The 24,233-nt window shown below is 69.6% G+C and carries 24 protein-coding genes; 15 read left to right on the top strand and 9 right to left on the bottom strand.

The genetic code is table 11. The annotated features are described in order from the left end of the window. Positions 1 to 12 precede the first annotated feature (12 nt). The 4 genes from JR065_RS07315 (at position 13) to JR065_RS07300 (ending at position 3,451) form a co-directional block, all read left to right on the top strand. A complete protein-coding gene (locus tag JR065_RS07315; RefSeq protein WP_206233366.1) occupies positions 13 to 756 on the top strand; it encodes an SDR family NAD(P)-dependent oxidoreductase in 744 nt (247 codons plus the stop codon). Positions 757 to 1,150: 394 nt separating this feature from the next. Beyond that, positions 1,151 to 1,483, top strand: a complete 333-nt coding sequence (locus JR065_RS07310; protein WP_206233365.1) for a DUF3649 domain-containing protein — start codon at positions 1,151 to 1,153, stop codon at positions 1,481 to 1,483. A gap of 10 nt (positions 1,484 to 1,493) precedes the next feature. Then, positions 1,494 to 3,122 carry a PepSY-associated TM helix domain-containing protein gene (locus JR065_RS07305; protein ID WP_206233364.1) on the top strand — a complete coding sequence of 543 codons (1,629 nt, stop codon included), beginning with the start codon at positions 1,494 to 1,496 and terminating at the stop codon, positions 3,120 to 3,122. Continuing rightward, positions 3,119 to 3,451 carry a DUF3325 family protein gene (locus JR065_RS07300; protein ID WP_206233362.1) on the top strand — a complete coding sequence of 111 codons (333 nt, stop codon included), beginning with the start codon at positions 3,119 to 3,121 and terminating at the stop codon, positions 3,449 to 3,451. The genes JR065_RS07305 and JR065_RS07300 overlap by 4 nt, the downstream gene beginning before the upstream one ends. A 24-nt stretch (positions 3,452 to 3,475) precedes the next feature. Here the strand turns inward: JR065_RS07300 and crcB are convergent, their stop codons facing one another. Beyond that, the gene (crcB, locus tag JR065_RS07295) at positions 3,476 to 3,895 is read right to left on the bottom strand and encodes a fluoride efflux transporter CrcB (protein ID WP_206233361.1); all 420 of its coding nucleotides are present in this window, start codon (positions 3,893 to 3,895) and stop codon (positions 3,476 to 3,478) included. Positions 3,896 to 4,074: 179 nt separating this feature from the next. Beyond that, positions 4,075 to 5,385, bottom strand: coding sequence for a replication-associated recombination protein A (locus tag JR065_RS07290; RefSeq protein WP_241093462.1), 1,311 nt, complete (start codon positions 5,383 to 5,385; stop codon positions 4,075 to 4,077). Positions 5,386 to 5,701: 316 nt separating this feature from the next. On the opposite strand from JR065_RS07290, the gene JR065_RS07285 reads away from it, so the two are divergent. Further along, positions 5,702 to 6,748, top strand: a complete 1,047-nt coding sequence (locus tag JR065_RS07285) for a cation diffusion facilitator family transporter (protein ID WP_206233359.1) — start codon at positions 5,702 to 5,704, stop codon at positions 6,746 to 6,748. A gap of 322 nt (positions 6,749 to 7,070) precedes the next feature. Here JR065_RS07285 and lolA read toward each other — a convergent pair whose 3' ends face one another. The 3 genes from lolA to JR065_RS07270 form a co-directional block, all read right to left on the bottom strand. Continuing rightward, positions 7,071 to 7,697 carry an outer membrane lipoprotein chaperone LolA gene (lolA, locus tag JR065_RS07280; RefSeq protein WP_206233358.1) on the bottom strand — a complete coding sequence of 209 codons (627 nt, stop codon included), beginning with the start codon at positions 7,695 to 7,697 and terminating at the stop codon, positions 7,071 to 7,073. 70 nt (positions 7,698 to 7,767) lie between these two features. Then, a complete protein-coding gene (locus JR065_RS07275; RefSeq protein WP_206233357.1) occupies positions 7,768 to 9,696 on the bottom strand; it encodes a DUF3857 domain-containing transglutaminase family protein in 1,929 nt (642 codons plus the stop codon). A 70-nt stretch (positions 9,697 to 9,766) separates the two neighbouring features. Beyond that, complete coding sequence (locus JR065_RS07270) at positions 9,767 to 12,121, bottom strand: DNA translocase FtsK 4TM domain-containing protein (RefSeq protein WP_206233356.1); 2,355 nt, start codon at positions 12,119 to 12,121, stop codon at positions 9,767 to 9,769. 287 nt (positions 12,122 to 12,408) lie between these two features. Here JR065_RS07270 and trxB point away from each other — a divergent pair, with 287 nt between their 5' ends. The 4 genes from trxB to infA all read left to right on the top strand — a co-directional run bounded on the left by trxB (position 12,409) and on the right by infA (position 15,643). Further along, positions 12,409 to 13,377 carry a thioredoxin-disulfide reductase gene (gene trxB / locus JR065_RS07265; protein ID WP_206233355.1) on the top strand — a complete coding sequence of 323 codons (969 nt, stop codon included), beginning with the start codon at positions 12,409 to 12,411 and terminating at the stop codon, positions 13,375 to 13,377. 72 nt (positions 13,378 to 13,449) lie between these two features. Beyond that, positions 13,450 to 14,571 (top strand): GNAT family N-acetyltransferase, encoded by a 1,122-nt coding sequence (locus JR065_RS07260; RefSeq protein WP_206233354.1) that lies wholly within the window; start codon positions 13,450 to 13,452, stop codon positions 14,569 to 14,571. An 18-nt stretch (positions 14,572 to 14,589) separates the two neighbouring features. Then, positions 14,590 to 15,327, top strand: coding sequence for a leucyl/phenylalanyl-tRNA--protein transferase (aat, locus tag JR065_RS07255; RefSeq protein ID WP_206233353.1), 738 nt, complete (start codon positions 14,590 to 14,592; stop codon positions 15,325 to 15,327). Positions 15,328 to 15,424: 97 nt separating this feature from the next. Continuing rightward, positions 15,425 to 15,643, top strand: coding sequence for a translation initiation factor IF-1 (gene infA / locus JR065_RS07250; RefSeq protein ID WP_004425677.1), 219 nt, complete (start codon positions 15,425 to 15,427; stop codon positions 15,641 to 15,643). Between the two features lie 132 nt (positions 15,644 to 15,775). Here the strand turns inward: infA and clpA are convergent, their stop codons facing one another. Further along, a complete protein-coding gene (gene clpA, locus JR065_RS07245) occupies positions 15,776 to 18,058 on the bottom strand; it encodes an ATP-dependent Clp protease ATP-binding subunit ClpA (RefSeq protein ID WP_206233352.1) in 2,283 nt (760 codons plus the stop codon). Between the two features lie 124 nt (positions 18,059 to 18,182). Next, entirely contained in the window at positions 18,183 to 18,503 is a 321-nt protein-coding gene (clpS, locus tag JR065_RS07240) for an ATP-dependent Clp protease adapter ClpS (RefSeq protein ID WP_206233351.1), read from the bottom strand. A gap of 74 nt (positions 18,504 to 18,577) precedes the next feature. Between clpS and JR065_RS07235 the strand changes: the two genes are divergently transcribed. The 6 genes from JR065_RS07235 (at position 18,578) to JR065_RS07210 (ending at position 23,079) form a co-directional block, all read left to right on the top strand. Next, positions 18,578 to 19,090, top strand: coding sequence for a hypothetical protein (locus JR065_RS07235; protein ID WP_206233350.1), 513 nt, complete (start codon positions 18,578 to 18,580; stop codon positions 19,088 to 19,090). Continuing rightward, positions 19,090 to 19,548: an NUDIX hydrolase gene (locus JR065_RS07230; RefSeq protein WP_206233348.1), complete on the top strand. Its 459-nt coding sequence runs from the start codon at positions 19,090 to 19,092 to the stop codon at positions 19,546 to 19,548. The genes JR065_RS07235 and JR065_RS07230 overlap by 1 nt, the downstream gene beginning before the upstream one ends. After that, positions 19,545 to 20,735: a tRNA 2-thiouridine(34) synthase MnmA gene (gene mnmA, locus JR065_RS07225; RefSeq protein WP_206233347.1), complete on the top strand. Its 1,191-nt coding sequence runs from the start codon at positions 19,545 to 19,547 to the stop codon at positions 20,733 to 20,735. Before JR065_RS07230 ends, mnmA begins: the two co-directional genes overlap by 4 nt. Next, positions 20,732 to 21,346, top strand: coding sequence for a high frequency lysogenization protein HflD (gene hflD / locus JR065_RS07220; RefSeq protein ID WP_206233346.1), 615 nt, complete (start codon positions 20,732 to 20,734; stop codon positions 21,344 to 21,346). Before mnmA ends, hflD begins: the two co-directional genes overlap by 4 nt. A 104-nt stretch (positions 21,347 to 21,450) precedes the next feature. Then, positions 21,451 to 22,641 carry a methyl-accepting chemotaxis protein gene (locus JR065_RS07215; protein WP_206233345.1) on the top strand — a complete coding sequence of 397 codons (1,191 nt, stop codon included), beginning with the start codon at positions 21,451 to 21,453 and terminating at the stop codon, positions 22,639 to 22,641. A gap of 126 nt (positions 22,642 to 22,767) precedes the next feature. After that, entirely contained in the window at positions 22,768 to 23,079 is a 312-nt protein-coding gene (locus tag JR065_RS07210; protein ID WP_241093449.1) for a hypothetical protein, read from the top strand. A gap of 162 nt (positions 23,080 to 23,241) precedes the next feature. Here JR065_RS07210 and JR065_RS07205 read toward each other — a convergent pair whose 3' ends face one another. Both JR065_RS07205 and JR065_RS07200 read right to left on the bottom strand, forming a co-directional pair. Continuing rightward, positions 23,242 to 23,547, bottom strand: coding sequence for a hypothetical protein (locus JR065_RS07205; protein WP_206233343.1), 306 nt, complete (start codon positions 23,545 to 23,547; stop codon positions 23,242 to 23,244). Between the two features lie 112 nt (positions 23,548 to 23,659). Continuing rightward, entirely contained in the window at positions 23,660 to 24,094 is a 435-nt protein-coding gene (locus JR065_RS07200) for a hypothetical protein (protein ID WP_206233342.1), read from the bottom strand. Between the last annotated feature and the right edge of the window lie 139 nt (positions 24,095 to 24,233).

The raw sequence follows: 24,233 nt of genomic DNA, 5'->3' as shown, positions 1-24,233 counted from the left end.
GAAGGCATTCGGATGACTAGGCGATTTGAAAACAAGGTCGTAGTAATTACCGGCGGCAGCGACGGTATCGGCTTGGCAACGGCAAAACTCTTCGCAAAGGAAGGCGCCCAGGTTTACATTACCGGACGCCGGCAGGAACTGCTCGATGAAGCTTTGAAACATATCGGCCACGGCGCCATCGGCGTACGAGGCGATGCCTCCAACCTCGCCGACCTGACCAGGCTCTACGAACGGATCGAGCGCGACCACAACAAAGTCGATGTTGTTTTCGCCAATGCCGGAATTCACGAGGTCGTCCCGCTCGAGGCGATCGACGAAACCCACTTCGACACCGTATTCGGCCTGAACGTCAAGGGTATGGTCTTCACCGTGCAGAAAGCACTGCCGCTGATGACCGACGGAAGTACGATCGTCCTCAATGGCTCGATCGCCGGCTCCAAAGGAATACCAGGTCAGTCGCTCTACAATGCCAGCAAGGCAGCAGTTCGCTCGTTCGCGCGAAGCTGGACGACCGACCTCAAGGAGCGAGGCATTCGCGTCAACGTCGTGGCACCTGGCGGTACGGAGACACGCCTTATTCGCAGCTATCTCGACGCGCGACCGGGAGCGGAAGACGTCCTGACCCAGGGGGTGCCGCTTGGGCGATTGGGACAGCCGGACGAAGTGGCGCGGGCGGTGCTCTTCTTGGCATCCGAAGATGGCAGCTTCGTCGCTGGCCACGAACTGTTCGTGGATGGTGGCGTCGCAGCTGTCTGACAGGACAGACCATTCGGAGCAATCACGTTCGGGAGTGGTCGCTCCGTTTGGTAGCGGAAGGACAGGCTTCGTTGATATCGAATGACAGCTATCCGACTTGAGAGCCGAAAAGCTCCCGGTCCTGTCCCCCCTCATCAAAGAAATATGGAGATTAGCCTCGGAATGACCGCATTGGGCCGAACTCGGACCGCGGCCACAAGAAAGGCGATGTCCGCTTTCCTGCATGTATGCCGTTGCAGTGGGGCGGCCGAGCCATCGCCCACAAATTCCCAAGGTCGAACCGAACGTCGCATTGCAACGCACAGATAGGAATGCGTATCATTAACGCGACAGTCGTTCCTCTGCCGCGCCCCGCTAGCCTGACGCCATGCCGGTGCCTCCACCCGACAGGCCTATGCATCCCACCTCGCCCCCGGTCTCGTCCCGACCGGCTCCCGCCGCCTCGCGGCGCCCGCTCCCGCCCTGGCTGGGCGTGCTGTCGCGCACGCTGGCGGCGATCTTCGGCGGCTATGCGCTTGCCGCGGCGACCTCGGCGCTGATCCCGCTGCTATGGCCGGCGCTGCGCGCGCAGGCGGTGCTCAGCGGCATGATGCTGGGCATCGTGGTCTGCGCATGCACGGCGCTGTGGGCGTTCGCCACGCGCACCGCCACGCGCGCCTGGCTCGGCATCGCCGCGTTGCTGGCGCCGATGGCGCTGGGCATCGCCTGGCTGCAGTCGCACGCATGAAGCGGCACGCATGAAACAGGGTTTCCGCCAATCAATGGCATGGCTGCACACCTGGACCGGCCTGTTGGTCGGCTGGGTGCTGCTGCTGATCTTCATGGCCGGCACCGCCAGCTACTTCCGCAGCGAAATCAGCCGCTGGATGCGTCCGGAGTTGCCGCGCACGCAGGTGAGCGCGGTCGTCGCCGCGCAAAGCGCGATCGCGCTGCTCGGCGAGAAGGCGCCGCACTCGCCGCAGTGGACGGTGGCGCTGCCCAGTCCGCGCGCACCGTTCACCCAGTTGTACTGGCGCAATCCGCCGCCGGCCGACGGCGGCAGGCAAAGCCGCCGGCAGGCGCTGGGCAGCGCGCTGGTCGATCCGGCCAGCGGCCGCGAGGCGACGGTACGCGAGACCCGCGGCGGCGACTTCTTCTACCGGCTGCACTTCGACCTGCACTACATCCCGGCGATCTGGGCGCGCTACATCGTCGGCTTCTGCGCGATGTTCATGCTGGTGGCGATCATCACCGGGGTCATCACCCACAAGAAGATCTTCAAGGACTTCTTCACCTTCCGCCCGGCCAAGGGCCAGCGCTCGTGGCTGGACTTCCACAACGTCAGCGCGGTGCTGGCCCTGCCCTACCACGCGATGATCACCTACACCGGCCTGGTCACGCTGATGCTGCTGTACCTGCCATGGGGCATCAAGGCCGCCTATCCGAACGACAGCGAGCGGTTCTTCGTCGAGGCGTTCAACCAGGCCGGCGAGGCGCGCGAAGCCAGCGGCCAGCCCGGCGCGCAGCTGCCGATCGCGCGCCTGCTGGACGTGGCGCGCCGCGAATGGGGCGATGCGCCGATCGCCGGCTTCGCCGTCTACCATCCTGGCGACGCCGCGTCGTCGGTGGAGATCCGCCAGGGCGACGGGCAGCGGCTGGCCTACGACGCGCCGACCCTGATGCTGGATGCGACGAGCGGCCGGATCCTCGGCCGCAGCGGCGCGCCGGGGGCCGCCATGCAGACGCGCAACGTGATGTACGGCCTGCACCTGGCGCACTTCGCCGGCTCCGGACTGCGCTGGCTGTTCTTCGGCTCCGGGCTGCTGGGCTGCCTGATGGTCGCCAGCGGCGTGATCCTGTGGGCGGTCAAGGAGCGGCCCAAGCACGCCAAGGCCGGCAGGACCGGGTTCGGCCTGCGCCTGGTCGACGCGCTGAACATCGGCACGGTGGCCGGCCTGCCGATCGCGTTCGCGGCGTATTTCTGGGCCAACCGGTTGATCCCGGTGCAGGTGGCCGAGCGCCCGGAACGCGAAGTGGCGGCGTTCTTCGCCGCGTGGGGCCTGGCGCTGCTGGCCGCCTTCGTCCGGCCCAGGCGCGCGATGTGGGCGTGGCAGCTGTACGCGGGCGCGGCGCTGTTCGCGTTGCTGCCGCCGCTCAATGCCCTGACCACCGGCATCCATCTCGGCGTCACCGTGCCCGCCGGCGACTGGGCGCTGGCCAGCGTGGACCTGGTGTGCGCCGGGCTGGGCGTAGCGCTGGCGATCGCCGGCCGGCGCATGCAGCGCTGGCAACCGCCGCTGTCGGCGGCCGAACGCCGCGCGCGCGAGCGCGCCGCCGCGGGCGCGGCGCCGCTGGCGGACGCGCCCGCCGCGCTGGAGTCGCCGTGATCGCGCCCGCATTGGCCCTGTCGTTCTCCGGTTTCGCCGCGCTGTGCCTGGCGATGGAGAAACATCAGCTCGAACTGTACGGCCCTCGCCGCGCTTCGCCGCAGCGGATGCGCCAGCTGCGCCTGGCCGGCTGGCTGGCGCTCGGCGCGGCCCTGGCGCTGTGCGTGTCCGATCGCGGCTGGGCGATCGGCCCGGTGCTGTGGCTGGGCACGCTCACCGCCAGCGCGGTGCTGCTTGCCTTCGGCCTGCTCCCTTACCGGCCCCGCATCATCGTGCCGCTGGCGTTCGCGGCACCGCCGCTGGGCCTGGCCGCCACGCTGCTGTCTTGAGCCCGCGCCCAGGCGCGGCCGCGCTCACTTGGCGGCGCTGGCCGCCGGCGGGCGCAGTTCCGTCGCCACGCGCGCGCCGCCGAACACCAGCAGCAATCCGGCCACCAGGGTGATCGCCAGGTACAGCGGCACCATGCCCCCTCGCCCGCCGCGCACGAACACCAGGCTCTCCATCATCAGCGAGGAGAACGTGGTCAGGCCGCCGAGCAGGCCCACGATCAGCAACGCCCGCCAGTACGGCGCGCTGGCGCCCCTGCCGTCGATCCAGACCAGCAGGAAGCCGCCGAAGAAGGCGCCGACCAGGTTCACCGTCAGCGTGCCCCACGGAAAGCCGGCGCCGTAGCGCTGCAGCAACGCGCTGCCGACCGCGAAACGCAGCCCGGAACCGACCGCGCCGCCGGCCATCGCCAGCAGCAATTGCTGCCACCACAGGGCGAAGTTCATGCGCGGCTCCGGCGCGCGGCGGCGGTGGCTGAGGCGGCGAAAACGAAGGTCGGCATCGTGGGCTGCTCCACAAGGGGCGATGCCGGGGCGCGGTGCCGCCGCCACGGCGCGGATGGGCGGGCATCATCGGCGCACAGGGGCTGCGCGCGGTCGAGCAGGAATGCCATCTCCTTCATCGATTATGGCCGCGGCGGCTTGGCCTTGTCGGCCTGCGCCTGCTCGCGTGCGGCGCGCAGGCGGTCCAGCTTCTCCTTCAGCTTGATCTCCAGGCCGCGCTCCACCGGCTGGTAGTAGACGCGCTCGCCCATCGCATCGGGAAAGCCGGTCTGGTCCAGGGCGATGCCGCCGTCGGCGTCGTGGTCGTACTGGTAGTCCTTGCCGTAGCCGAGGTTCTTCATCAGCTTGGTCGGCGCGTTGCGCAGGTGCAGCGGCACCTCCTGGGTGCCGGTCGCGCGCACTTCGGCCTTGGCCAGGTTGAACGCCGCATAGCCGGCATTGGATTTGGCGGTGCTGGCCAGGTACAGCACCAGCTGGGCGAAGGCCAGTTCGCCCTCCGGGCTGCCCAGGCGCTCGTAGATGTCCCAGGCTTCCAGCGCCATCTGCTGCGCGCGCGGATCGGCCAGGCCGATGTCCTCGATCGCCATGCGGGTCAGCCGCCGCGCCAGGTAGGACGGATCGCAGCCGCCGTCGAGCATGCGCGTGAGCCAGTACAGCGCGGCGTCGGGGTTGGAACTGCGCACCGACTTGTGCAGCGCCGAGATCTGGTCGTAGAACTGCTCGCCGCTCTTGTCGAAGCGCCGGGTGCGGTCGGCCAGCACCTGCAGCAGCGTCTGCGGGGTGATCTCGCCGTCCTCGCCCTGGGCCAGTTCGGCGGCGATCTCCAGCAGCGTCAGCGCGCGGCGCACGTCGCCGTCGGCGGCGCTGGCGATCTCCAGCAGCGACGCATCCGACACCCGCAGCGTCTCGCCGCCGAGGCCGCGCTCGGCATCGTGCAAGGCGCGCTGCAGCGCCTCGACGATGTCCTGCGGCGACACCGCCTCGAGCACGTGCACGCGGCAGCGCGACAGCAGCGCCGAGTTCAGCTCGAACGACGGGTTCTCGGTGGTGGCGCCGACGAACAGGATGGTGCCGCGCTCGATGTGCGGCAGGAACGCGTCCTGCTGCGCCTTGTTGAAGCGGTGCACCTCGTCGACGAACAGGACGGTGCGGCGCCCGTCGGCGAACCGCTGCGCCGCGTCGGCCAGCACCAGCCGCACTTCCGGCAGCCCGGACAGCACCGCGGAGATGGCCTTGAATTCGGCATCGGCGTACTGCGCCAGCAGCAGCGCCAGCGTGGTCTTGCCGCAGCCCGGCGGACCCCACAGGATCATCGAGTGCACGCGCCCGGACTCCACCGCACGGCGCAGCGCCGAGTTCGGCGCCAGCAGGCGCTTCTGCCCGACCATCTCGTCGAGCGTGCGCGGGCGCATGCGCTCGGCCAGCGGACGCATCGCGTCACGGTCGACGCTCAGCAGGTCGGGCGTTTCGGGATCGAGAAGTCTGCGCTTGGCCACCGCCGTATTCTATCGCCGCGGCCCCGCAGGCGCGCGCGTTCGGCACGGTGGGTGCGGCGGCGGCGCGAAGATGCGCCCGATCGGCCGCGGGCAGGTAGCCGGTGCGGATGCCCGCCTGCGCCACGCTCGCGGAAAGCCGCCAGGCTTCGCCGCGCGGCCGATGGCGCCACGTGCGTGTCTCTCCTGCGGCGCCCGCCGCATGGGCCGGACGGCTGCCCTACAATCGGCCCCGCCCCCTGTCGGACCGCCCGCGATGAGCCATCACCAGACCCTGGAACCCTTCACCCACAGCCACGACTTCCTCGGCGAGCGCCACGAGCGCAACGCGCGCCGGACCTGGGCGGTGGTCGGCTTGGCCGCGGCGATGATGGTCGTGGAGATCGCGGCCGGGATCTGGACCGGATCGATGGCGCTGCTCGCCGACGGCATCCACATGGCCACGCATGCCGGGGCGCTGTCGATCGCCGGATTCGCCTACTGGTTCGCGCTGCGCCACCGCCACGACCGCCGTTTCAGCTTCGGCACCGGCAAGGTCGGCGACCTCGCCGGCTTCTCCAGCGCGCTGATCCTCGCCTTGATCGCGGTCGGCATCGGCGTGGAATCGGCGGTGCGGCTGGCGCAGCCGGTGCGGATCGCGTACGACGAGGCCATCTGGGTGGCCTCGCTGGGGCTGCTGGTGAACCTGGTCAGCGCCTGGATGCTGGGCGCCGACCACCACCATGGCCACGATCATGCCCACGCCCATTCCGGGCACGGCCATGCGCACGGGCATGGGCATGGCCATGACCATGGCGATCACGACCACGATCACCATCACGACCACGATCATGCCCACGCGCACGGCGCCCACGCGCATGCCCAGCAGCGGCACGCGCATGCCGATCACAACCTGCGTTCGGCCTACCTGCACGTGCTCGCGGACGCGCTGACCTCGGTGCTGGCCATCGTCGCCCTGCTGCTGGCCAAATGGATGGGCTGGCTGTGGATGGACGCGCTGATGGGCATTGTCGGCGCCGTCGTCATCGCCCGCTGGTCGCTGAGCCTGATCCGCGACACCGGCGCGGTGCTGCTAGACGCCTCGGCGCCCGAAGCGCTGCAGCAGCAGATCCGCGGCCGCCTGGAGCAGGACGAGGACCGCATCGCCGACCTGCACGTGTGGCGGGTCGGTCCCGGCCATCATGCCGCGATCGTGTCGGTGGTGACCCACCGGCCGCGTCCGGCGGCGTTCTACCACGCCCGCCTGGAGGGCGTGGCCACGCTGGGACACGTCAGCATCGAAGTGCAGACCTGCCCGGACTAGAGCCTGTTAACGCTATCGGGATAGGCCACGCCGTGCTTCGGCGCGCGCGGGGCAAGGAAAAGCGAGGGAGCTTATGCCGATAAGCGACCGAGCGATGACGCCGCCCCGTGAGCGCCCAAGCGCGGCCCTTCGGGTTGCCCTGTCCCGATGGCATTAACAGGCCCCAGGCGCAGGCTGCGGATTCCGCTCGCAGCCGAGGCCTCTCCTGCAGTGGCAGGCACGGCGCGCGGCTCCTGCAGGGCAGCCGCGGTGACCGCGAAGTCACCGGCCGCGACGCACCAGGCCGACCCGACCCGCCGGCGGATCGACGCGCGGCGCCGCCTCAGCGGTCGCCGACCACGTCCACGCCCTGCTGCGGGGTGTAGCGGAAGGTGTCGGCGGCGAAGGCCGGGTTGCGCTTCCAGCCGCTGAAGCTGATCTCGGTACGCTGGCCGACCGCGTCGACCACTTCCATCCGCGCCAGGCCGTCGGCGCCGAAGCCGAGCTTGGCGATCTGGAAACTGGCCTCGGTGTCCACCTTGGGCGTCAGCGACAGCCACTGCAGCCCGTCGCGCGCTGTCGCCTCTTCGCTGACGTCGAACTGGCGGTCCAGCTTGCCCGGGTCGATCAGCGCGGTCAGCGGGCTGTTCTGCTCTTCCTGGCCCTGGGTACGCACCGTGGCCTGGCGCAGGTCCGGGTCGTACACCCAGACCTTGCCGCCGTCGGCGACGATCAGCTGTTCGTACGGCTTGGTGTACTCCCAGCGGAACAGGCGCGGCGCCGCCAATGCGACGCGGCCGCTCGAGCTTTCCTTGAGCTTGCCCTTGCCGTCATAGACCTGCTGCGAGAACTGGCCGTCCAGGCCCTTGAGCCCGCGGGTGAAGGTGTTCAGTTCGTCGCGCGCGCCGGCGAAGGCGCTGCCGGCCAGCAAGGCGGTGGCGAGAACGGTATAGCGAAGTGAGCGAAGCATCGGAGGGGTTTTCCGGATGGGATGGTGGAAGTGTGCCGCGTCCAAGCTGAATAGGCGACCAGGGTCCGCGTCAGCGTTCGGTCTGGACCCGGTCGAGGTCGCCGTACAGGATCTGGCCGCGGAAACCGCGCCGCACCTGCTGGTACAGCTCGCGGAACGCCGGATAGTCCTGCGCCTGGCACAGCGCATCGGGCCCGTGCACCGCGCGGCGATGCAAGCGGTGCGTGGCGGTGACGGTCTGCCCTTCGCGGACCCAGTCCGCGCTGTATTCGCCGGCGGCGTTGCGGAAGCGGGTGTTGGCCGGGATGGCGATGATCGGCACGCTGTCGGGGAAGGTCAGCCGGTAGGTCTCGGTACGCGCGTTGTCGTTGCAGTAGAACGGGGTCAGGTTGCTCTCGGCCGAGGTGGTGGCGTAGACCCCGCGCACCGAATCGGCGCCGGGCATGTCCGGCAGGGTCATGCCGCCGACCACGCCGAAGTCCACGTAGTCGCTGGCGCGGAACCGGTAGCCGTAACCGAACGGCTTGCCCAGGTCCTGCGGCGCGCCCTGCAGCACCAGTTCGCCGCTGCCGTCGAAACCGGACGCGGCGATGATCGATTCCTCGATGCGCGCGCGGTTCTGCGCGTTGAGCTGCACGAACATCGCGCGCAGCCCGATCTCGCCGATCTCGCCGCTGTCCAGCCGGGTCGTGCCGGTCAGGCTGCCGTCGGCGGCGAAGCGGTAGTCGGCCTGCGCCTGGTAGCGGTTGACCCGTGCGTCGTTGGGCGGGGTGCGCGCCAGCTTGCCGTCGACCGTGTGCAGCACCGGCACGCCGAGGTCGCCGGCCGGCAGCTGGCCGAAGCGCGCGTACGGATTGGTCGAGTCCACGTACAGCTTGAACTCGGGCAGATAGGTGATGGCGTGGTTGAAGCGGCCCAGCACCGGCACCCGCGGCAGGGTCGGCCCGCCCTCGGCGCCGATCAGCACCGGCGTGCTGGCGATGCCCTTGGCCGCCAGCAACGCCTCCAAGATCACGGTGTGGTCCTTGCAGTCGCCGTAATGGTTGTCGAGGATGCTGTCGGCGCTGTTGGGCTCCAGCCCGCCGTTGCCCAGGTACACCGCCACGTAGCGGATGTTGCGCGCCACCCATTCGTACAGCGCCGCCGCCTGCGCGCGGCGGTCGTGTATCCCGGCGGTGATCTGCTCGGCGCGTTCGCGCACCTTCGGCGTGACCTGCGCGGCCTGGCCGCCCTTGATCTGGTAGGCCAGGCCCATCTGCGACCAGTTGCGGTAGGTGCTGGCCATGATGGTCGGGCTGAACTCCCAGGTCGCCGCGGTCCAGTTCTGGCTCTTCATCGGCTCGCGGCGCTGGTAGCGCCACTGCCAGCGCGCCTGGTCGCCGCTGACCTCGGGCTTGTCGCCGCCTTCCACGCCGCGGGTGTACAGGTGCATCGGCAGGCGCTTTGGCGCGACCAGGGTCACCACGGCGTCGTCGTACTGGGCGAACACGCTGAAGGTCTCCCACAGGCTGAAGTAGCCGGGGAAGTACGGCACGTTCTGGGTGCGGCGCACGCGATACACCAGCCGCGTGCCCGGCGCCAGGTTCGGGAACACCACGACCTTGACTTTGCGGTCGGCGTACATCGCTGCCGACGCGCTGGAATAGCTTTCCTGGGTGTAGATCTTGTCGGCCGGCACGTCGTGGCGCAGGCCGTCGGCGGTGATCGTGTAGGCGGCCAGCACCTCCAGCGTCTCCAGCTTCTCGCTGTAGCTCAGCCGCACCTGGCTGAACTGGTCCACGCCGGCCTTGGTCTTCAGCAGCAGCTCGTACTCGTCGGTCTCCACGCTGGTGGCGTCCTCGCGCACCTCGTAGTCGGCGCGGTAGCGCACGTAGCTGAAGTTGTTGCTGGCCTCGGGCTCGGCGGCCGCCGCCGGCGCGGCCGCCTGCGATTGCGCGGCGAGCGGCGCGGCCAGGCACGGCGAGAGCAGCAGGAACACGAGCGCGAACAGTCGGGACATCGTCGAAAGCATCGTCAGGAGCCGCGCACAGCATCGCATGGGCGCGGCGCCGGCGGCCGCGGCGCCATGCTCACTTCGGCGGCGGCGGCGCCAGCACGCTGCGGTCGCCGTTGTGCTCGGGCGGACTGACCACCCCGGCCGCCTCCATCGCCTCGATCAGCCGCGCGGCGCGGTTGTAGCCGATCTTCAGCCGCCGCTGCACGCCGGAGATCGACGCGCGGCGGGTCTCGGTGACGATGCGCAGCGCCTCGTCGTACAGCGGGTCGGACTCGTCCCCTCCCCCGCTGCTGCTCTCCGGCAGGCCGGTGGCGCCGACCACGGTGCCGTCGCCCATGGTCTGCACCTCGTCGAGCACGCCCTCGATGTAGTCGGCCGGGCCGCTGGCCTTCAGGTGCTCGACCACGCGGTGCACCTCCTCGTCGCTGACGAAGGCGCCGTGCACGCGGTCGGGCATCGCCGTGCCCGGCGGCAGGTACAGCATGTCGCCGTGGCCGAGCAGGGTCTCGGCGCCGGACTGGTCGAGGATGGTGCGCGAATCGATCTTGGAGCTGACCTGGAACGCGATGCGGGTGGGGATGTTGGCCTTGATCAGGCCGGTGATCACGTCCACCGACGGGCGCTGGGTGGCCAGGATCAGGTGGATGCCGGCCGCGCGCGCCTTCTGCGCCAGGCGCGCGATCAGCTCTTCGACCTTCTTGCCGACGATCATCATCATGTCGGCGAATTCGTCGATGAAGATGACGATGAACGGCAGCGTGTCCAGCGGACGCGGCGCTTCGGCCAGGTCCGGGTTGGGCTTGAACAGCGGGTCCATCAGCGGCTGCCCGGCGTCCTGGGCGTCCTTGACCTTCTTGTTGAAGCCGGCCAGGTTGCGCACCCCGACCGCGCTCATCAGCTTGTAGCGGCGCTCCATCTCCGCCACGCACCAGCGCAGGCCGTTGGCGGCCTCCTTCATGTCGGTGACCACCGGCGCCAGCAGGTGCGGGATGCCCTGGTAGACGCTCAGCTCGAGCATCTTCGGGTCGATCATCAGCATCCGCAGGTCCTTGGCCGAGGCCTTGTACAGCAGGCTCAGCACCATCGCGTTGACCGCCACCGACTTGCCCGAGCCGGTGGTGCCGGCGACCAGCAGATGCGGCATGCGCGCCAGGTCGGCCACGGTCGGGCGGCCGGCGATGTCCTTGCCCAGCGCCAGGGTCAGGTGGCTGGGGGACTTGTCGTATTCCTTGGAGCGCAGCAGTTCGCTGAGGTAGATCATCTCGCGGCTGACGTTGGGGATTTCCAGGCCCACCACCGACTTGCCCGGGATCACGTCGACCACGCGCACCGACTTCACCGACAGCCCGCGCGCGATGTCCTTGTCCAGCGAACTGATCTGGCTGACCTTGATGCCCGGCGCCGGCTCGATCTCGAAGCGGGTGATGACCGGCCCCGGATACGCGCCGACCACCTGCGCCTCGATGCGGAAGTCCTTGAGCTTGAACTCGATCTGCCGCGACAGGGTCTCCAGGGTCTCCTCGGAATAGCCCTTGGCCTGCGGCTTGGGGTCGTCCAGCAGCGCCAGCGGCGGCACCCCGGACGGATCGCCGCCGGTGCCGTGGAACAGCGGGATCTGCTGCTCGCGCTTGGCCCGCTCGCTCTTCTCCACCACCGGCGCCGGCGGCGGCTCGATCTTGACCGGCTCGCGCTTGGCGCGCTGCACCGCGTCGACCTTGCGCACTTCCTCGCGTTCCTCGCGCAGGGCCCGGGTCTGCTGCCATTCGTTGGCCTGCTGGCTGCCGCGGCGCAGCAGCGTGGGCACGGTCATCACCGCCTTGCCGATGCGCTCCATCACCGCGAACCAGGACAGGCCGGTGGCCAGGGTGATCGATCCCAGCAGCAGCACCAGCACGAACAGGTTGCTGCCCAGCGTGCCGAAGCCGGCGCTGAGCGAGTTGCCGACCAGCCGCCCGAGGATGCCGCCGGCGCTGGCGACGTCGCCGCCGAACAGGCGCAGGTGCAGCAGCCCGGTCGCCCCGATCAGGAAGCCGACGATCCCGACCAGGCGCAGCGCCGGGCCCAGGTCGGCTTCGCCATCGCCGTCGCTGTCCATGCCGAACAGCGCGATCCACGCGATCGCGCCGATCACCACCGGTAGCAGGAACGCGACGTAGCCGAACAGCTGCAGCAGCACATCGGCCAGCCAGGCGCCGACCCGGCCGCCCATGTTGTGGATCGGCGCGACCACGCTGCCGGTCTGCGACCAACCCGGATCGGCCGCCGAATACGTGGCCAGGCTGGCCAGCAGATACAGCAGCAGCGGCGCGATGGCGATCAGCGCCAGGTCGCGCCACAGTTTCTGCCGGCGCGGGTTGGCCGCCGCCTGCTTGCGTGCGGCGGCGTTGGCGCCCTGGGATTTGCCGCGTTCCGGAACCTGCTTCGCCACGCTATGACCAGACCTTAGAAATGCATCGTTAGTATTTGATAATAAACGAATCGGCCCGGCTTTTCAGCTGTGGCATCTGAACCCTGGCGGCACCTTGCCGGCCACGGCGCGGGCGCCGGGGCGGCGGCACGGCGCGAGGCAGGCTCGGTGGGATCGGGGCGTCGCGGGCCGCAGCGTTCTCGCCACGCGCTTGATTCGTCCCGGCCCGGCCGCCACTCTATGCGGCTTCGCCGGATGCTGCGAAACGCCGCCATTCCGTCGCCATTTCACCCTCTTCGCGAGTATACATGAGCCCCTCTCCCGTCAATTCCGCCAAGCATTCCCGCCTGCTGATCCTGGGTTCCGGCCCGGCCGGGTGGACGGCGGCGGTGTATGCCGCGCGCGCCAACCTCAAGCCGGTGGTGATCACCGGTCTGCAGCAGGGCGGGCAGCTGATGACCACCACCGAGGTGGACAACTGGCCGGGCGATGCGCACGGGCTGATGGGCCCGGACCTGATGGCGCGGATGCAGGCCCATGCCGAGCGCTTCGACACCGAGGTGATCTTCGATCACATCCATACCGCGGACCTGTCGCAGCGCCCGTTCACGCTGCGCGGCGATGGCGCCGACTACACCTGCGATGCGCTGATCATCGCCACCGGGGCCACGGCCAAGTACCTGGGGATCCCGTCGGAGGAGGCGTTCAAGGGCCGCGGCGTGTCGGCCTGCGCCACCTGCGACGGGTTCTTCTACAAGGACCAGGACGTGGTGGTGGTCGGCGGCGGCAACACCGCGGTGGAGGAGGCGCTGTACCTGTCCAACATCGCGCGCAAGGTGTACCTGGTGCACCGGCGCGACACGCTGCGGGCGGAGAAGATCATGCAGGACAAGCTGTTCGCCAAGGTGGCGGCGGGCAGGATCGAGCCGGTGTGGCACCACGCCATCGACGAGGTGCTGGGCAACGAGGCCGGGGTGACGGGGGTGAGGGTGAAGTCGACGCTGGACGGCCGCACGCGCGAGCTCGAGGCGCACGGCTTCTTCGTGGCGATCGGGCACCATCCGAACACGCAGCTGTTCGATGGCCAGCTGGCGATGAACAACGGCTACCTGGAGATCCGCTCGGGGCTGGGCGGGGCGGCGACGGAGACGTCGGTGCCGGGGGTGTTCGCCGCCGGCGACGTGGCCGACCAGCACTACCGCCAGGCGATCACCTCGGCCGGCTTCGGCTGCATGGCCGCGCTGGATGCCGAGCGTTTCCTGGACAAGGGTGCCTGAGTCCGCGGCGGGCCTGGCCGCTAGCGCGCCGGTGACGGTGATGGCCGCCGCCGGCGGCAGGCGCGCGCCGGCATGACCGCCGCGCGCTGGCTGCGCGGGCTCGACGAGGTCGCCGCGCCGGCCTGGGACGCCCTGCACGACGGCCGCAACCCGTTCGTCGCCCATGCGTTCCTGTCAGGGCTGGAGCGGCATGGCTGCCTGCGCCCGGACTGGGGCTGGTCGCCGCTGCACCTGACCCTGTGGGACGGCGAGCAGCTGGTGGCGGCGGCGCCGGGCTACCTGAAGACCAACTCGCACGGCGAGTTCGTGTTCGACCACGCCTGGGCCAATGCCTATGCGCGTTACGGGCAGGACTATTTCCCGAAGTGGCTGTGCGCGGTGCCCTATTCGCCGGTCACCGGGCCGCGGCTGCTCGCGCGCGACCTGCCCGGGCGCCAGGCGCTGCTCGAGGCGATGCAGGCGCTGACCCGCGCCAGCGGCCTGTCCTCGGCGCACGTGAACTTCCATGGCGCCGACGACGACGCGGCCTTCGCCGAGGAGTGGCTGCCGCGCACCGACGTGCAGTACCAGTGGCACAACGACGCCGGCTGGCGGGATTTCGACGCCTTCCTGGCGGCGATGGACCACAAGCACCGCAAGAACATCCGCCAGGAGCGCGCCAAGGTGCAGCGGGCCGGCATCGGCTTTCGTGTCGTGCACGGCGACGAGGCGAGCGAGGCGGACCTGCAGGCGATGTACGGCTTCTACCTGCGCACCTTCGACGACTACGGCAACTCGCCGGCGCTGACCTTCGAGTTTTTCTGCCATGTTGCGCGAGAAATGCCGCGTAACTTACTGATATTTCTTGCAACACTCGAGGGAGCCCCGATCGCAGGCGCCCTCTGCCTGCGCGGCGGCGATACCTTGTACGGGCGCTATTGGGGCGGCGATGCCCTGCCCGGCCTGCACTTCGAGACCTGCTACTACCAGGGCATCGAATACTGCCTGCGCGAAGGGCTGACCCGGTTCGAACCCGGCGCCCAGGGCGAGCACAAGATCGCCCGGGGTTTCCTGCCGCGCTTCGTGCGCAGCCGCCACTGGATCGCCGACCCGGGCTTCCGCCTGCCGCTGGCCGAGTGGTGCGCGGAAGAAGGCGCCGCGGTCGCCCGCTATGCGGCCACGCTGGAACGGCACTCGCCGTTCCGCCGCGACTGAACCCGGCCGCGCCCGCCGATGCGTCGCCTGCCCGCCCTGCTCTCCGCCGACCCCGCCGCGCCCTTTCCCGCGCCGTCCACGGCGCTGCGCGACCCCGACGGCCTGCTGGCGCTGGGCGGCGACCTGTCGCCGACCCGGCTGCTCAACGCCTACGCCCAGGGCATCTTTCCCTGGTACTCGGCTGGCCAGCCGATCCTGTGGTGGAGCCCGGACCCGCGCACCGTGTTCCGCAGCGACGCGGTGCGGCTGTCGTCGCGCTTTCGCCGCTCGCTGCGCCGTTCGCCGTGGCGGGTGCGCGCCGACACCGCCTTCGCGCAGGTGATCCAGGCCTGCGCGCAGACGCCCCGGCCCGGCCAGGACGGCACCTGGATCACCGACGAGATGCGCCAGGCCTACCAGGCGCTGCACGACGCCGGGCACGCGCATTCGGTGGAGGTGTACGACGGCGACAACCTGGTCGGCGGCATCTACGGGGTCGCGCGCGGGCGCATGTTCTTCGGCGAGAGCATGTTCAGCGCGCGCAGCGGCGGCTCCAAGGTCGCCCTGGCCGCGCTGGCGCTGCGGCTGCGGCAGTGGGGCTGGCCGCTGCTCGATGCGCAGGTCGAGAACGAGCACCTGCTCAGCCTCGGCGCCGAACGCTGGCCGCGCGAGGCGTTCCTGCGCGCGGTCGCCGAACTGGTCCGGCACGAGGAGCCGGCACTGGGCTGGACATCCCGTTTCGGCGACCTGGCGGCCGCCGATCTGGCGCAGCCCTGAGCCCTGGTTAACGCAAACTTTGCATGCAGCGGCCGGGGCGCGTAAAATCCCCGCTCTTAAGGCCCTTCGGCCGTCCGCGAAATCGCCACAGGATTACATGTCGAAAGACGACTCCATCGAATTCGAAGGCACCGTCAGCGAGACGTTGCCCAATACCACCTTCCGGGTCAAGCTGGAAAACGGGCATGAGATCATCGCCCACATCTCCGGACGCATGCGCAAGAACTACATCCGCATCCTCACCGGCGACCGGGTGAAGGTCGAGATGACCCCGTACGACCTGACCAAGGGTCGCATCACCTACCGCATGAAGTGACCGCCACGCAGCGGTCGTGAAAAAGGCGGCCATTGGCCGCCTTTTCATCTGCATCGGTGGTTACCCAGGGCGACTGCAGCACGCTGCAGCCGCCTTTTGTCGTGCCTGCCTTTCGGCAGGCCAGCCTTGCCGTCATTCGACGGTGGCCGGCAGCAGGCGCTCCGGTTCGGACTGGGTTTCCACCACCAGTTCGCCGTTGCGCACGTCGATGGTGACGCGGCCGCCGTGGACCAGCTTGCCGAACAGCAGTTCGTCCGCCAGCGGGCGCTTGACCTTGTCCTGGATGACCCGCGCCATCGGCCGCGCGCCCATCAGCGGGTCGAAGCCGTGCTGCGCCAGCCAGTCGCGCGCGGTCGGCGTGGCCGACAGCGTCACGTGCTTCTCCTGCAGCAGCATCTCCAGCTCGATGATGAACTTGTCCACCACGCGCAGGATGTGGTCGAACGCCAGCGGCTGGAACTGCACCACCGCGTCCAGGCGGTTGCGGAACTCCGGGGTGAAGCTGCGGCGGATGGTCTCCATCGCGTCGGTGGAGTGGTCCTGCTTGGTGAAGCCGATCGAGCGCCGCGAGGCCTGGGTGGCACCGGCATTGGTGGTCATCACCAGGATCACGTTCTTGAAGTTGGCTTCGCGGCCGTTGGTGTCGGTCAGCACGCCGCGGTCCATCACCTGCAACAGGATGTTGAAGATGTCCGGGTGCGCCTTCTCCACCTCGTCGAGCAGCAGCACGCAGTGCGGCGTCTTGACGATCTTCTCGGTCAGCAGGCCGCCCTGGTCGAAGCCGACGTAGCCGGGAGGCGCGCCGATCAGGCGGCTGATCGAATGCGGCTCCATGTACTCGCTCATGTCGAAGCGGACCAGCTCGATGCCCAGCTGCAACGCCAGCTGCTTGGTCACCTCGGTCTTGCCCACGCCGGTCGGGCCGGCGAACAGGAAGTTGCCGATCGGCTTCTCCGGGTTGGCCAGGCCCGAGCGCGCCAGCTTGATCGACGAGGCGAGCGTCTCGATCGCCGGGTCCTGGCCGAAGATCACCATCTTCAGGTTGCGCTCCAGGTGCTGCAGCACGTCCTTGTCGGTGGCGCTGACCTGCTTGGCCGGGATCCGCGCCATCTTGGCGACGATGGTCTCGATCTCCTCGATGTCGATCAGCTCCTTGCGCACGCCGTCGGGCAGCAGGCGCTGCCGCGCGCCGGCCTCGTCCATCACGTCGATGGCCTTGTCCGGCAGCAGGCGGTCGCCGATGTGCTTGACCGACAGGTCCACCGCCGCCTGCAGCGCGTCGTCGGCGTAGGTGACGCCGTGGTGCGCCTCGTACTTGGGCTTCAGGCCCTGCAGGATCTCGAAGGTTTCGCCGACGGTGGGCTCGACGATGTCGATTTTCTGGAAGCGCCGCGCCAGCGCGCGGTCCTTCTCGAAGATGCCGCGGTATTCCTGGAACGTGGTCGAGCCGATGCAGCGCAGGTCGCCCGAGGCCAGCGCCGGCTTGATCAGGTTGGACGCGTCCATGGTGCCGCCGGACGCCGAGCCGGCGCCGATGATGGTGTGGATCTCGTCGATGAACAGCACCGCGTTGGGCACCTTCTTCAGCGAGGTCAGCACGCCCTTCAGGCGCTTTTCGAAGTCGCCGCGGTACTTGGTGCCGGCGACCAGCGCGCCCAGGTCCAGCGAGTAGATGACCGCGTCGGCCAGCACCGCCGGCACGCTGCCTTCGACGATGCGCTTGGCCAGGCCCTCGGCGATCGCGGTCTTGCCCACGCCGGCTTCGCCCACGTACAGCGGGTTGTTCTTGCGCCGGCGGCACAGCACCTGGATGGTGCGCTCGATCTCGTCGGCACGCCCGACCAGCGGGTCGATACGGCCGTTGCGCGCCTGTTCGTTGAGGTTGGTGGCGTATTCGGCCAGCGCGTCGCCCTTGGACTCGCCCTCGCCCGCCTCGCCCTTGGCCTCGCCGTCCGACGGCGCCGGGCCTTCGCCTTCCTCGCCGAGCTTGGCGATGCCGTGCGAGAGGTAGTTGACGATGTCCAGCCGGGTGATGTCCTGCTGGTTCAGGAAATACACCGCATGCGAGTCCTTTTCGCCGAAGATCGCCACCAGCACGTTCGCGCCGGTGACCTCCTTCTTGCCCGAGGACTGCACGTGGTAGACCGCGCGCTGCAGTACCCGCTGGAAGCCCAGCGTGGGCTGCGTGTCGCGGCCGTCGTCTTCGGCCAGGCGCGACACCGACGCTTCGATGGCCTGGTCCAATTCGCCGCGCAGGCGCTCGGCGTCGGCCCCGCAGGCCTTCATCACCGCCTGCGCGGAGGGGTTGTCGAGCAGCGCCAACAGCAGGTGCTCAACCGTCATGAATTCGTGACGGGCCTCCCGGGCGCGCTTGTAGCACTGGCCGATGGTCTGCTCGAGATCTTTGCTGAACATGGTTCACTCCGACGTCTGTTGCCAACAATATGCGGCTTGGATTGCGAATTTCCACAACCCTATCGGATCAGTGTGTTCAGACAGCGTTAGTCCGGACATGACCGGGCACCGACGCCTCCCACTATCAGGCTTTTTCCATCGTGCACAACAGCGGATGCTGGTTCATCCGCGAGAATTCGTTCACCTGAGCTACCTTGGATTCAGCCACCTCGCGGGTGTACACGCCGCACACGCCGCGTCCGCGGGTATGCACGTGCAGCATCACCTGGGTGGCCTTCTCAAGGTCCAGCGAGAAAAACTGCTGCAGCACCGTCACCACGAAGTCCATCGGGGTGTAGTCGTCGTTCAGCAGCAGGACTTGGTACATCGGCGGGCGGGCGATCTCGGGCTTGCCGGTCTCGACCATTACGCCGTGGTCGTGGTCTGGGGAGTTCTTGCGAGGCATGGGCCAATTATACGGTCCCGATCCGTCCGGATTGGACGATCGCCGCCCCTGCCCGCACAATTCCCCCTCTTCAGATGGCGCAACGCATGCATTCGATGAGCTTCCGTACGATCTGCCGCCTGGCCGCCTGCCTGGCGGTCTGCGCCGCGCCGTCGCTGGCGCTGGCCGCGCCGCCCGACGCGGCCCTGGGCCAGCGCCTGCGGGCGCTCGGCTACGACGCCCAGGCCGACGCGAACGGCGACTACCAGGTGCTGTTCGGCCTGCGCGGCCAGGGCGCCGAGCGCAGCCAACTGGCCTACGTGCGCTCGCCGGTGGAAAGCTTCGGCAGTTACCGGATCCGCGAGATCTGGTCGCCGGCCTACCGCACCGACGGCGACGCCCTGTCCGCGGCGGTCGCCAACCGCCTGCTGGAGGATGCGCAGTCGAGCATCCTCGGCGGCTGGGTGCGCCAGGGCGGCACCGCGGTGTACGTGGTCAAGGTCGCCGCCGACGCCGGCGACGCCGCGCTGCGCGAGGCGCTGGAGGCGGCCGCGCGCACCGCCGATGCGATGGATGCGGAACTGAACGACGGCAAGGACGCGTTCTGATGGCGTCGGCCCCCGCTCCCTGGCAGCCCGACGTCACCGTGGCCACCGTGGTGGTCCGCGACGGCCGCCTGCTGCAGGTCGAGGAAGCCATCGCCGGCAAGCTGGTGCTGAACCAGCCGGCCGGCCACCTGGAGCCGGACGAGAGCCTGCTGCAGGCGGCGCTGCGCGAGACGCTCGAGGAGACCGGCTGGCAGGTGCGGCTGACCGCGTTCATCGGCGCCTACCAGTGGAAGGCCGACAACGGCCGCCACTACCTGCGTTTCGCCTTCGCCGGCGAGCCGCTCGCGCACGACCCGCTGCGCCCGCTGGACGAGGGCATCGTGCAGGCGCTGTGGATGACCCCGGCCGAACTGCAGGCCGCCGGCGAGCGCCTGCGCAGCCCGCTGGTATGGCAGGTGGTGGCCGACTTCCTCGCCGGCCGGCGCTATCCGCTGGACCTGGTGCGGCAGGTGGCATGAACGGCGCACGGGTCATGGTCGGCGTCTCCGGCGGCGTCGATTCGTCGGTCGCCGCCTGGCAGCTGGTCCAGCAGGGCGAGCGCGCGGCCGGGCTGTTCATGCAGAACTGGGCCGACGACGGCAGCGGCGATGTGCAGGACAGCGCGAGTGTCGCTGAAGGCAGGACGCCGAAAGCGACCGGCTGCCGCGCCGAGGACGACCGCCGCGACGCGGTCGCGGTCTGCGGCCTGCTCGGCCTGCCGTTCCACTTCCGCGATTTCTCGCAGGAGTACTGGCAGGGGGTGTTCGAGCACTTCCTGGCCGAATACGCTGCCGGCCGCACCCCGAACCCGGACGTGCTGTGCAACCGCGAGGTCAAGTTCAAGCACTTCCTCGACGCGGCGCGCGAACTGGGCGCCGAGCGCATCGCCACCGGCCACTACGCGCGGGTGGCCTTCGCCGACGGACGCTGGCGGCTGCTGCGCGGCGTGGACCGCAACAAGGACCAGAGCTACTTCCTGCACCAGCTCGGCCAGGCGCAGCTGGCCGCGACGCTGTTCCCGATCGGCGAGCTGCCGAAGGAACAGGTGCGGCGCATCGCCCGCGACGCCGGGCTGCCGACCCATGCCAAGAAGGATTCGACCGGGATCTGCTTCATCGGCGAGCGCGATTTCCGCCAGTTCCTGGGCCGCTACCTGCCGGCCCGGCGCGGCGAGATCCGCGATCCGCATGGGCAGGTCGTGGCCGAGCACCCCGGGGTGTTCTATTTCACCCTGGGCCAGCGCGAAGGCCTGAACATCGGCGGGGTGCGCGGGCGCGCGGCCGCGCCGTGGTACGTGGTCGGCAAGGACGTGGCCGGCAACGTGCTGTACGTCGACCAGCAACACGACAGCCCCTACCTGATGTCCACCCGGCTGCAGTCCGAGCCTGCGCACTGGATCGCCGGCGCGGCGCCGGCGCGGCGCTTCGACTGCACCGCGCAGACCCGCTACCGCCAGGCCGACGAGCCGTGCACGGTCGAGGTCGGCGACGACGGCCGGCTGGCGGTGCGCTTCGCCCGCCCGCAGCGCGCCGTCACTCCCGGCCAGTCGCTGGTGCTGTATCAGGACGACGAGTGCCTGGGCGGCGCCGTGATCGCCACCACCGATGCCCCGCTGGAACGCCGCCTGGCGCAGCGCACCGATCTACACGAGGAAACCATCCGATGACCGATTCCATGGACGCGCGCGTGCTGGCGCTGGCCGGCGTAGCCCAGGCCCTGCAGCAGGTACGCCGCATCGCCGAGACCGGGCAGTCGGAGGCGTCGCTGGTGCGCACGCTGCTGGACAGCGTGTTCCGCACCGACGCCGAGACGCCGGCGGCGGTCTACGGCCGGGTCGAGGACGTGGCGCCGGGCCTGCGCCTGCTGCACAACTACTTCAACAACCAGACCCAGGACGAGGCGCTGCCGCGGCTGGCGCTGGCGGTGCTGCAGCTGGAGCGGCGCTTCGTGCGCGACGCGGCCACCTCCGAGCAGGTGACCGCGGGCATCGCGCGGATCGCGCCGCAGGTGGCCGAGCACGGCGACAGCGCGCACCCGGACGTGATCGGCGCGCTCGGCCAGCTGTACGCCGACACCATCAGCCATCTGCGGCCGCGGGTCATGGTGCAGGGCAATCCGCACTACCTGGGCCAGGCCGGGGTGGTGGCGGAGATCCGCGCGCTGCTGCTGGCCGCGGTGCGCTCGGCGGTGCTGTGGCGGCAGATGGGCGGCAGCCTGTGGGATTTCCTGCTCGCCAAGCGGCGCATGATCGATGCGGTGGACCGCGCGCTGCGCTGAACGGTGCGGCATTGCGCCGCGCGTGGTGCGATCGGGCACGCGCGGCGACTAAAGACCCGGGGGGTACGGCCGATACAGCAACCGTGACTCTGCCGAGAACGTCCATGTACTCACGCCTCCTGATCCGTCTGGCCGCCCCGCTCGCCCTGACGTTGTTGTTCCCCATCGCCGCCGGTTTCGATTGGCCGGCCCCGGTCCGTTGGGCCATCCTCACCACCATGACCTTGAGCTGGTTGGGCTTCGCCGCCTGGACCGCCTACAGCCAGACCCGGCGCTCGCCGGAGCAGGCCAAGATCATGCGCGAGCAGGATCACCTGCTGTCGGAGCTGCGCAGCTTCGTCGGCAACGAGATCGACGGCTCGCGCAGCGAGATCGAGCGCGCCCGCGAATTGATCCGCCAGGCCGTCAGCGGCCTGGGCGGCAGCTTCGAGGCGATGAACCGCAAGTCGCGGCAGCAGAGCCAGGCGCTGGCGCGGATCGTCGACCGGGCCGGCGACGACGGCGGCGCCGGGGTCGACGTGGCGCGCTTCGCCCAGCATGCCAGCCAGCGCATGGAGCAGCTGGTCGAGGCGCTGGAACAGGTCAGCGGCCAGAGCAGCGCCACGGTGCACTACATCGACGACATGTCCCAGCACCTGGACGGCATCTTCGCGCTGCTGGAGGACGTCAAGTCGATCGCCGACCAGACCAACCTGCTGGCGCTGAACGCGGCGATCGAAGCGGCGCGTGCCGGCGAGGCCGGTCGCGGCTTCGCGGTGGTCGCCGACGAGGTGCGCAACCTGTCCGAGCGTTCGACCACCTTCAACGAGCAGATCCGCAAGCTGGCGCACAGCTCCAAGGACGCCATCGCCAAGGTGCGCGAGACCGTCTCGCACATGGCCTCGCGCGACATGGACCGTTCCCGCGAAGCGCGCGCCGAGGCCGCGGCGATGCTGGACAACGTGGCAGCGATCAACAGCTCGCTGGGCGACGGCATGCGCGAGATCTCCGAATGCGGCCGCGCGATCGACAGCAGCGTCGCCGAAGCGGTGCGTTCCCTGCAGTTCGAGGACATCGCGACCCAGGCGCTGGGCGGGGTGCACACCCACCTGGACCGCCTGACCGCGATCAACCGCGAGGCGGTGGGCCTGCAGGAACTGCTGCATCGCAACGGCGGCGTGTTCGACAATGAACTGGTCGAGGCCCTGCAGCGTGTCGGTACCCGCCTGCGCGAGATGCGCGTGGAGTGGGAGCGTCCGCCGCACAAGGCGGTGGCGCAGCAGAGCATGGGCGCCGGCACGGTCGAACTGTTCTGACCAACGCCGTGCCGCCCGCCGCTCCATGAAACGACGAGTCCCCGGCCCCGGCCGGGGCTTGTCGTCTCTGCCCTTCCCTGCCCGGCCGAGCCGATGCCTTTCCAGTCCCCGTCCCGAGTCGAGGCCATGCCCTGCGACGACCTGACCGCCCTGCCCGATGCCGCCCCCGGCAACGCACCCGCGACGCCGCTTGCCGGCGCCACGGCAACCCCAGCGCGGCGCCAGCCGGGCAGCGCGCTGCGGCAGCTGGAGAAGGCGGTCATGGGCGAACTGCAGCACCTGCTGGCCGCGCGTGGGCGCGCGGCGCACCACGCCAGCATCGCCGATCCGGTCTGGGCCGGCCTGGCCTGGGACATGGGCCTGAACGGCACCGCCATCGATACGGCTGGCACGGCGGCGCCGCTGCCTGGCTACCTGGCGCTTGACGATCGCGACTGACCGGTCGACATAGTCGCCGCGCGGTCCGCGCCGCGGCTGCGGCACCACATCGAGTGCATCTCCCGTCGTCGCGTTTCCGCTGCTCGCGCTGCGGATTCTGTAGGAGCGGCTTCAGCCGCGACCCGCGCCTGCGGTGAGGCCCGGTCGCGGCTGAAGCCGCTCCTACAAGGTCCCGGATGCAAGGTCCCGGCGCCTGCGAATCGAATGAAGGACGCTAGCCGGGGTCTGCAGCGAGAACAGGTCCGCTGTTTGTCGTAGGCGAAATGCTCGGCGCAGCGCGCCCAGCTGGCCACCGCCTGCACGGTTTCCCCTGCACAGGCTTCGGACCTGCGGTCTTCCAGCCAGCCCGGCCATCAGGTTGCTCGACCCCCGCGGCAGCACCATGGCGATGCCGCTGCCGGAGAACACGTCTTCGCGCGCCGGCGGCAGCTGCGCGCTGGTGATCATGTGCACGTAGATGTCGTCCACCAGGGCGCGGAATGCTGGCGCCAGGCGCTGCGTGGTTGCGGGTTGCGGGTTGCCGCACCACCAGCGCGCGCGCCAGACCCACGCTGGCGCATGCGGCCGCAAAGTCCGTTCGTTATAGACGCCCGTAGCCGTCCAGGCCGATCAGGTGGATCAGGTGGATCAGGTGGATCAGGTCGATCGCTGCCAGCGTCCCGCCGACGCCGCTCGTCGGCAAGCCACCCTGCGCCTCCAGGCCGACTTCCACGCTCTGCAGCACGGCCGCCGCGGGAACCGCGCGAAGCTCTGGAACATCATGGCGATGTCGCCGATCGCCTGGGTCGACGTGGCGTCGCGGAAATGGAAGGAGGAACGGCGTGGCGTCGCGCCAGGCAGCCGCTCGGTCCGGCAAGGAGAGATCCAGACCCAGCATCAGCCAGGGTGGCGTTGCGATGTCCGGCCAACATTCCCATTGGCATTGGCCGGCATGCGTGGTCGCGGCGGCGTGCAGCCACAGACCGGCACCGGCATGCGCGGTGCGACCGGCCGCGCCGTCAAGGCGCACAGCCACGACGACGGACGCATCCGTGGCTCCGGCTGCGCAAGCGCCAGTGGCTATGCGCGGGGTCCTCGCGGATCGGGCATGCATATTGCGGGAACCAGGTCAGCGCCGCGGCGGCGAGAGCGAACGATCCCATCATGAGCGGACA

The organism is Xanthomonas sp. (genome assembly GCF_017163755.1).
Taxonomy (GTDB): domain Bacteria; phylum Pseudomonadota; class Gammaproteobacteria; order Xanthomonadales; family Xanthomonadaceae; genus Xanthomonas_A.
This window is presented reverse-complemented; position numbering and strand designations above follow the sequence as displayed.

Excerpts from the sequence above, each read along its gene's own strand:
- JR065_RS07290 (WP_241093462.1), bottom strand. The coding sequence starts at position 5,385 with ATGCGTCCGCTGGCCGAGCGCATGCGCCCGCGCACGCTCGACGAGATG.
- lolA (WP_206233358.1), bottom strand. The coding sequence starts at position 7,697 with ATGCTTCGCTCACTTCGCTATACCGTTCTCGCCACCGCCTTGCTGGCC.
- clpA (WP_206233352.1), bottom strand. The coding sequence starts at position 18,058 with ATGTTCAGCAAAGATCTCGAGCAGACCATCGGCCAGTGCTACAAGCGC.
- infA (WP_004425677.1), top strand. The coding sequence starts at position 15,425 with ATGTCGAAAGACGACTCCATCGAATTCGAAGGCACCGTCAGCGAGACG.
- JR065_RS07315 (WP_206233366.1), top strand. The coding sequence starts at position 13 with ATGACTAGGCGATTTGAAAACAAGGTCGTAGTAATTACCGGCGGCAGC.
- JR065_RS07230 (WP_206233348.1), top strand. The coding sequence starts at position 19,090 with ATGGCGTCGGCCCCCGCTCCCTGGCAGCCCGACGTCACCGTGGCCACC.
- trxB (WP_206233355.1), top strand. The coding sequence starts at position 12,409 with ATGAGCCCCTCTCCCGTCAATTCCGCCAAGCATTCCCGCCTGCTGATC.
- JR065_RS07260 (WP_206233354.1), top strand. The coding sequence starts at position 13,450 with ATGACCGCCGCGCGCTGGCTGCGCGGGCTCGACGAGGTCGCCGCGCCG.
- JR065_RS07215 (WP_206233345.1), top strand. The coding sequence starts at position 21,451 with ATGTACTCACGCCTCCTGATCCGTCTGGCCGCCCCGCTCGCCCTGACG.
- JR065_RS07305 (WP_206233364.1), top strand. The coding sequence starts at position 1,494 with ATGAAACAGGGTTTCCGCCAATCAATGGCATGGCTGCACACCTGGACC.
- crcB (WP_206233361.1), bottom strand. The coding sequence starts at position 3,895 with ATGAACTTCGCCCTGTGGTGGCAGCAATTGCTGCTGGCGATGGCCGGC.
- aat (WP_206233353.1), top strand. The coding sequence starts at position 14,590 with ATGCGTCGCCTGCCCGCCCTGCTCTCCGCCGACCCCGCCGCGCCCTTT.
- JR065_RS07310 (WP_206233365.1), top strand. The coding sequence starts at position 1,151 with ATGCATCCCACCTCGCCCCCGGTCTCGTCCCGACCGGCTCCCGCCGCC.
- JR065_RS07235 (WP_206233350.1), top strand. The coding sequence starts at position 18,578 with ATGGCGCAACGCATGCATTCGATGAGCTTCCGTACGATCTGCCGCCTG.
- hflD (WP_206233346.1), top strand. The coding sequence starts at position 20,732 with ATGACCGATTCCATGGACGCGCGCGTGCTGGCGCTGGCCGGCGTAGCC.
- JR065_RS07285 (WP_206233359.1), top strand. The coding sequence starts at position 5,702 with ATGAGCCATCACCAGACCCTGGAACCCTTCACCCACAGCCACGACTTC.
- JR065_RS07275 (WP_206233357.1), bottom strand. The coding sequence starts at position 9,696 with ATGTCCCGACTGTTCGCGCTCGTGTTCCTGCTGCTCTCGCCGTGCCTG.
- JR065_RS07210 (WP_241093449.1), top strand. The coding sequence starts at position 22,768 with ATGCCCTGCGACGACCTGACCGCCCTGCCCGATGCCGCCCCCGGCAAC.
- clpS (WP_206233351.1), bottom strand. The coding sequence starts at position 18,503 with ATGCCTCGCAAGAACTCCCCAGACCACGACCACGGCGTAATGGTCGAG.
- mnmA (WP_206233347.1), top strand. The coding sequence starts at position 19,545 with ATGAACGGCGCACGGGTCATGGTCGGCGTCTCCGGCGGCGTCGATTCG.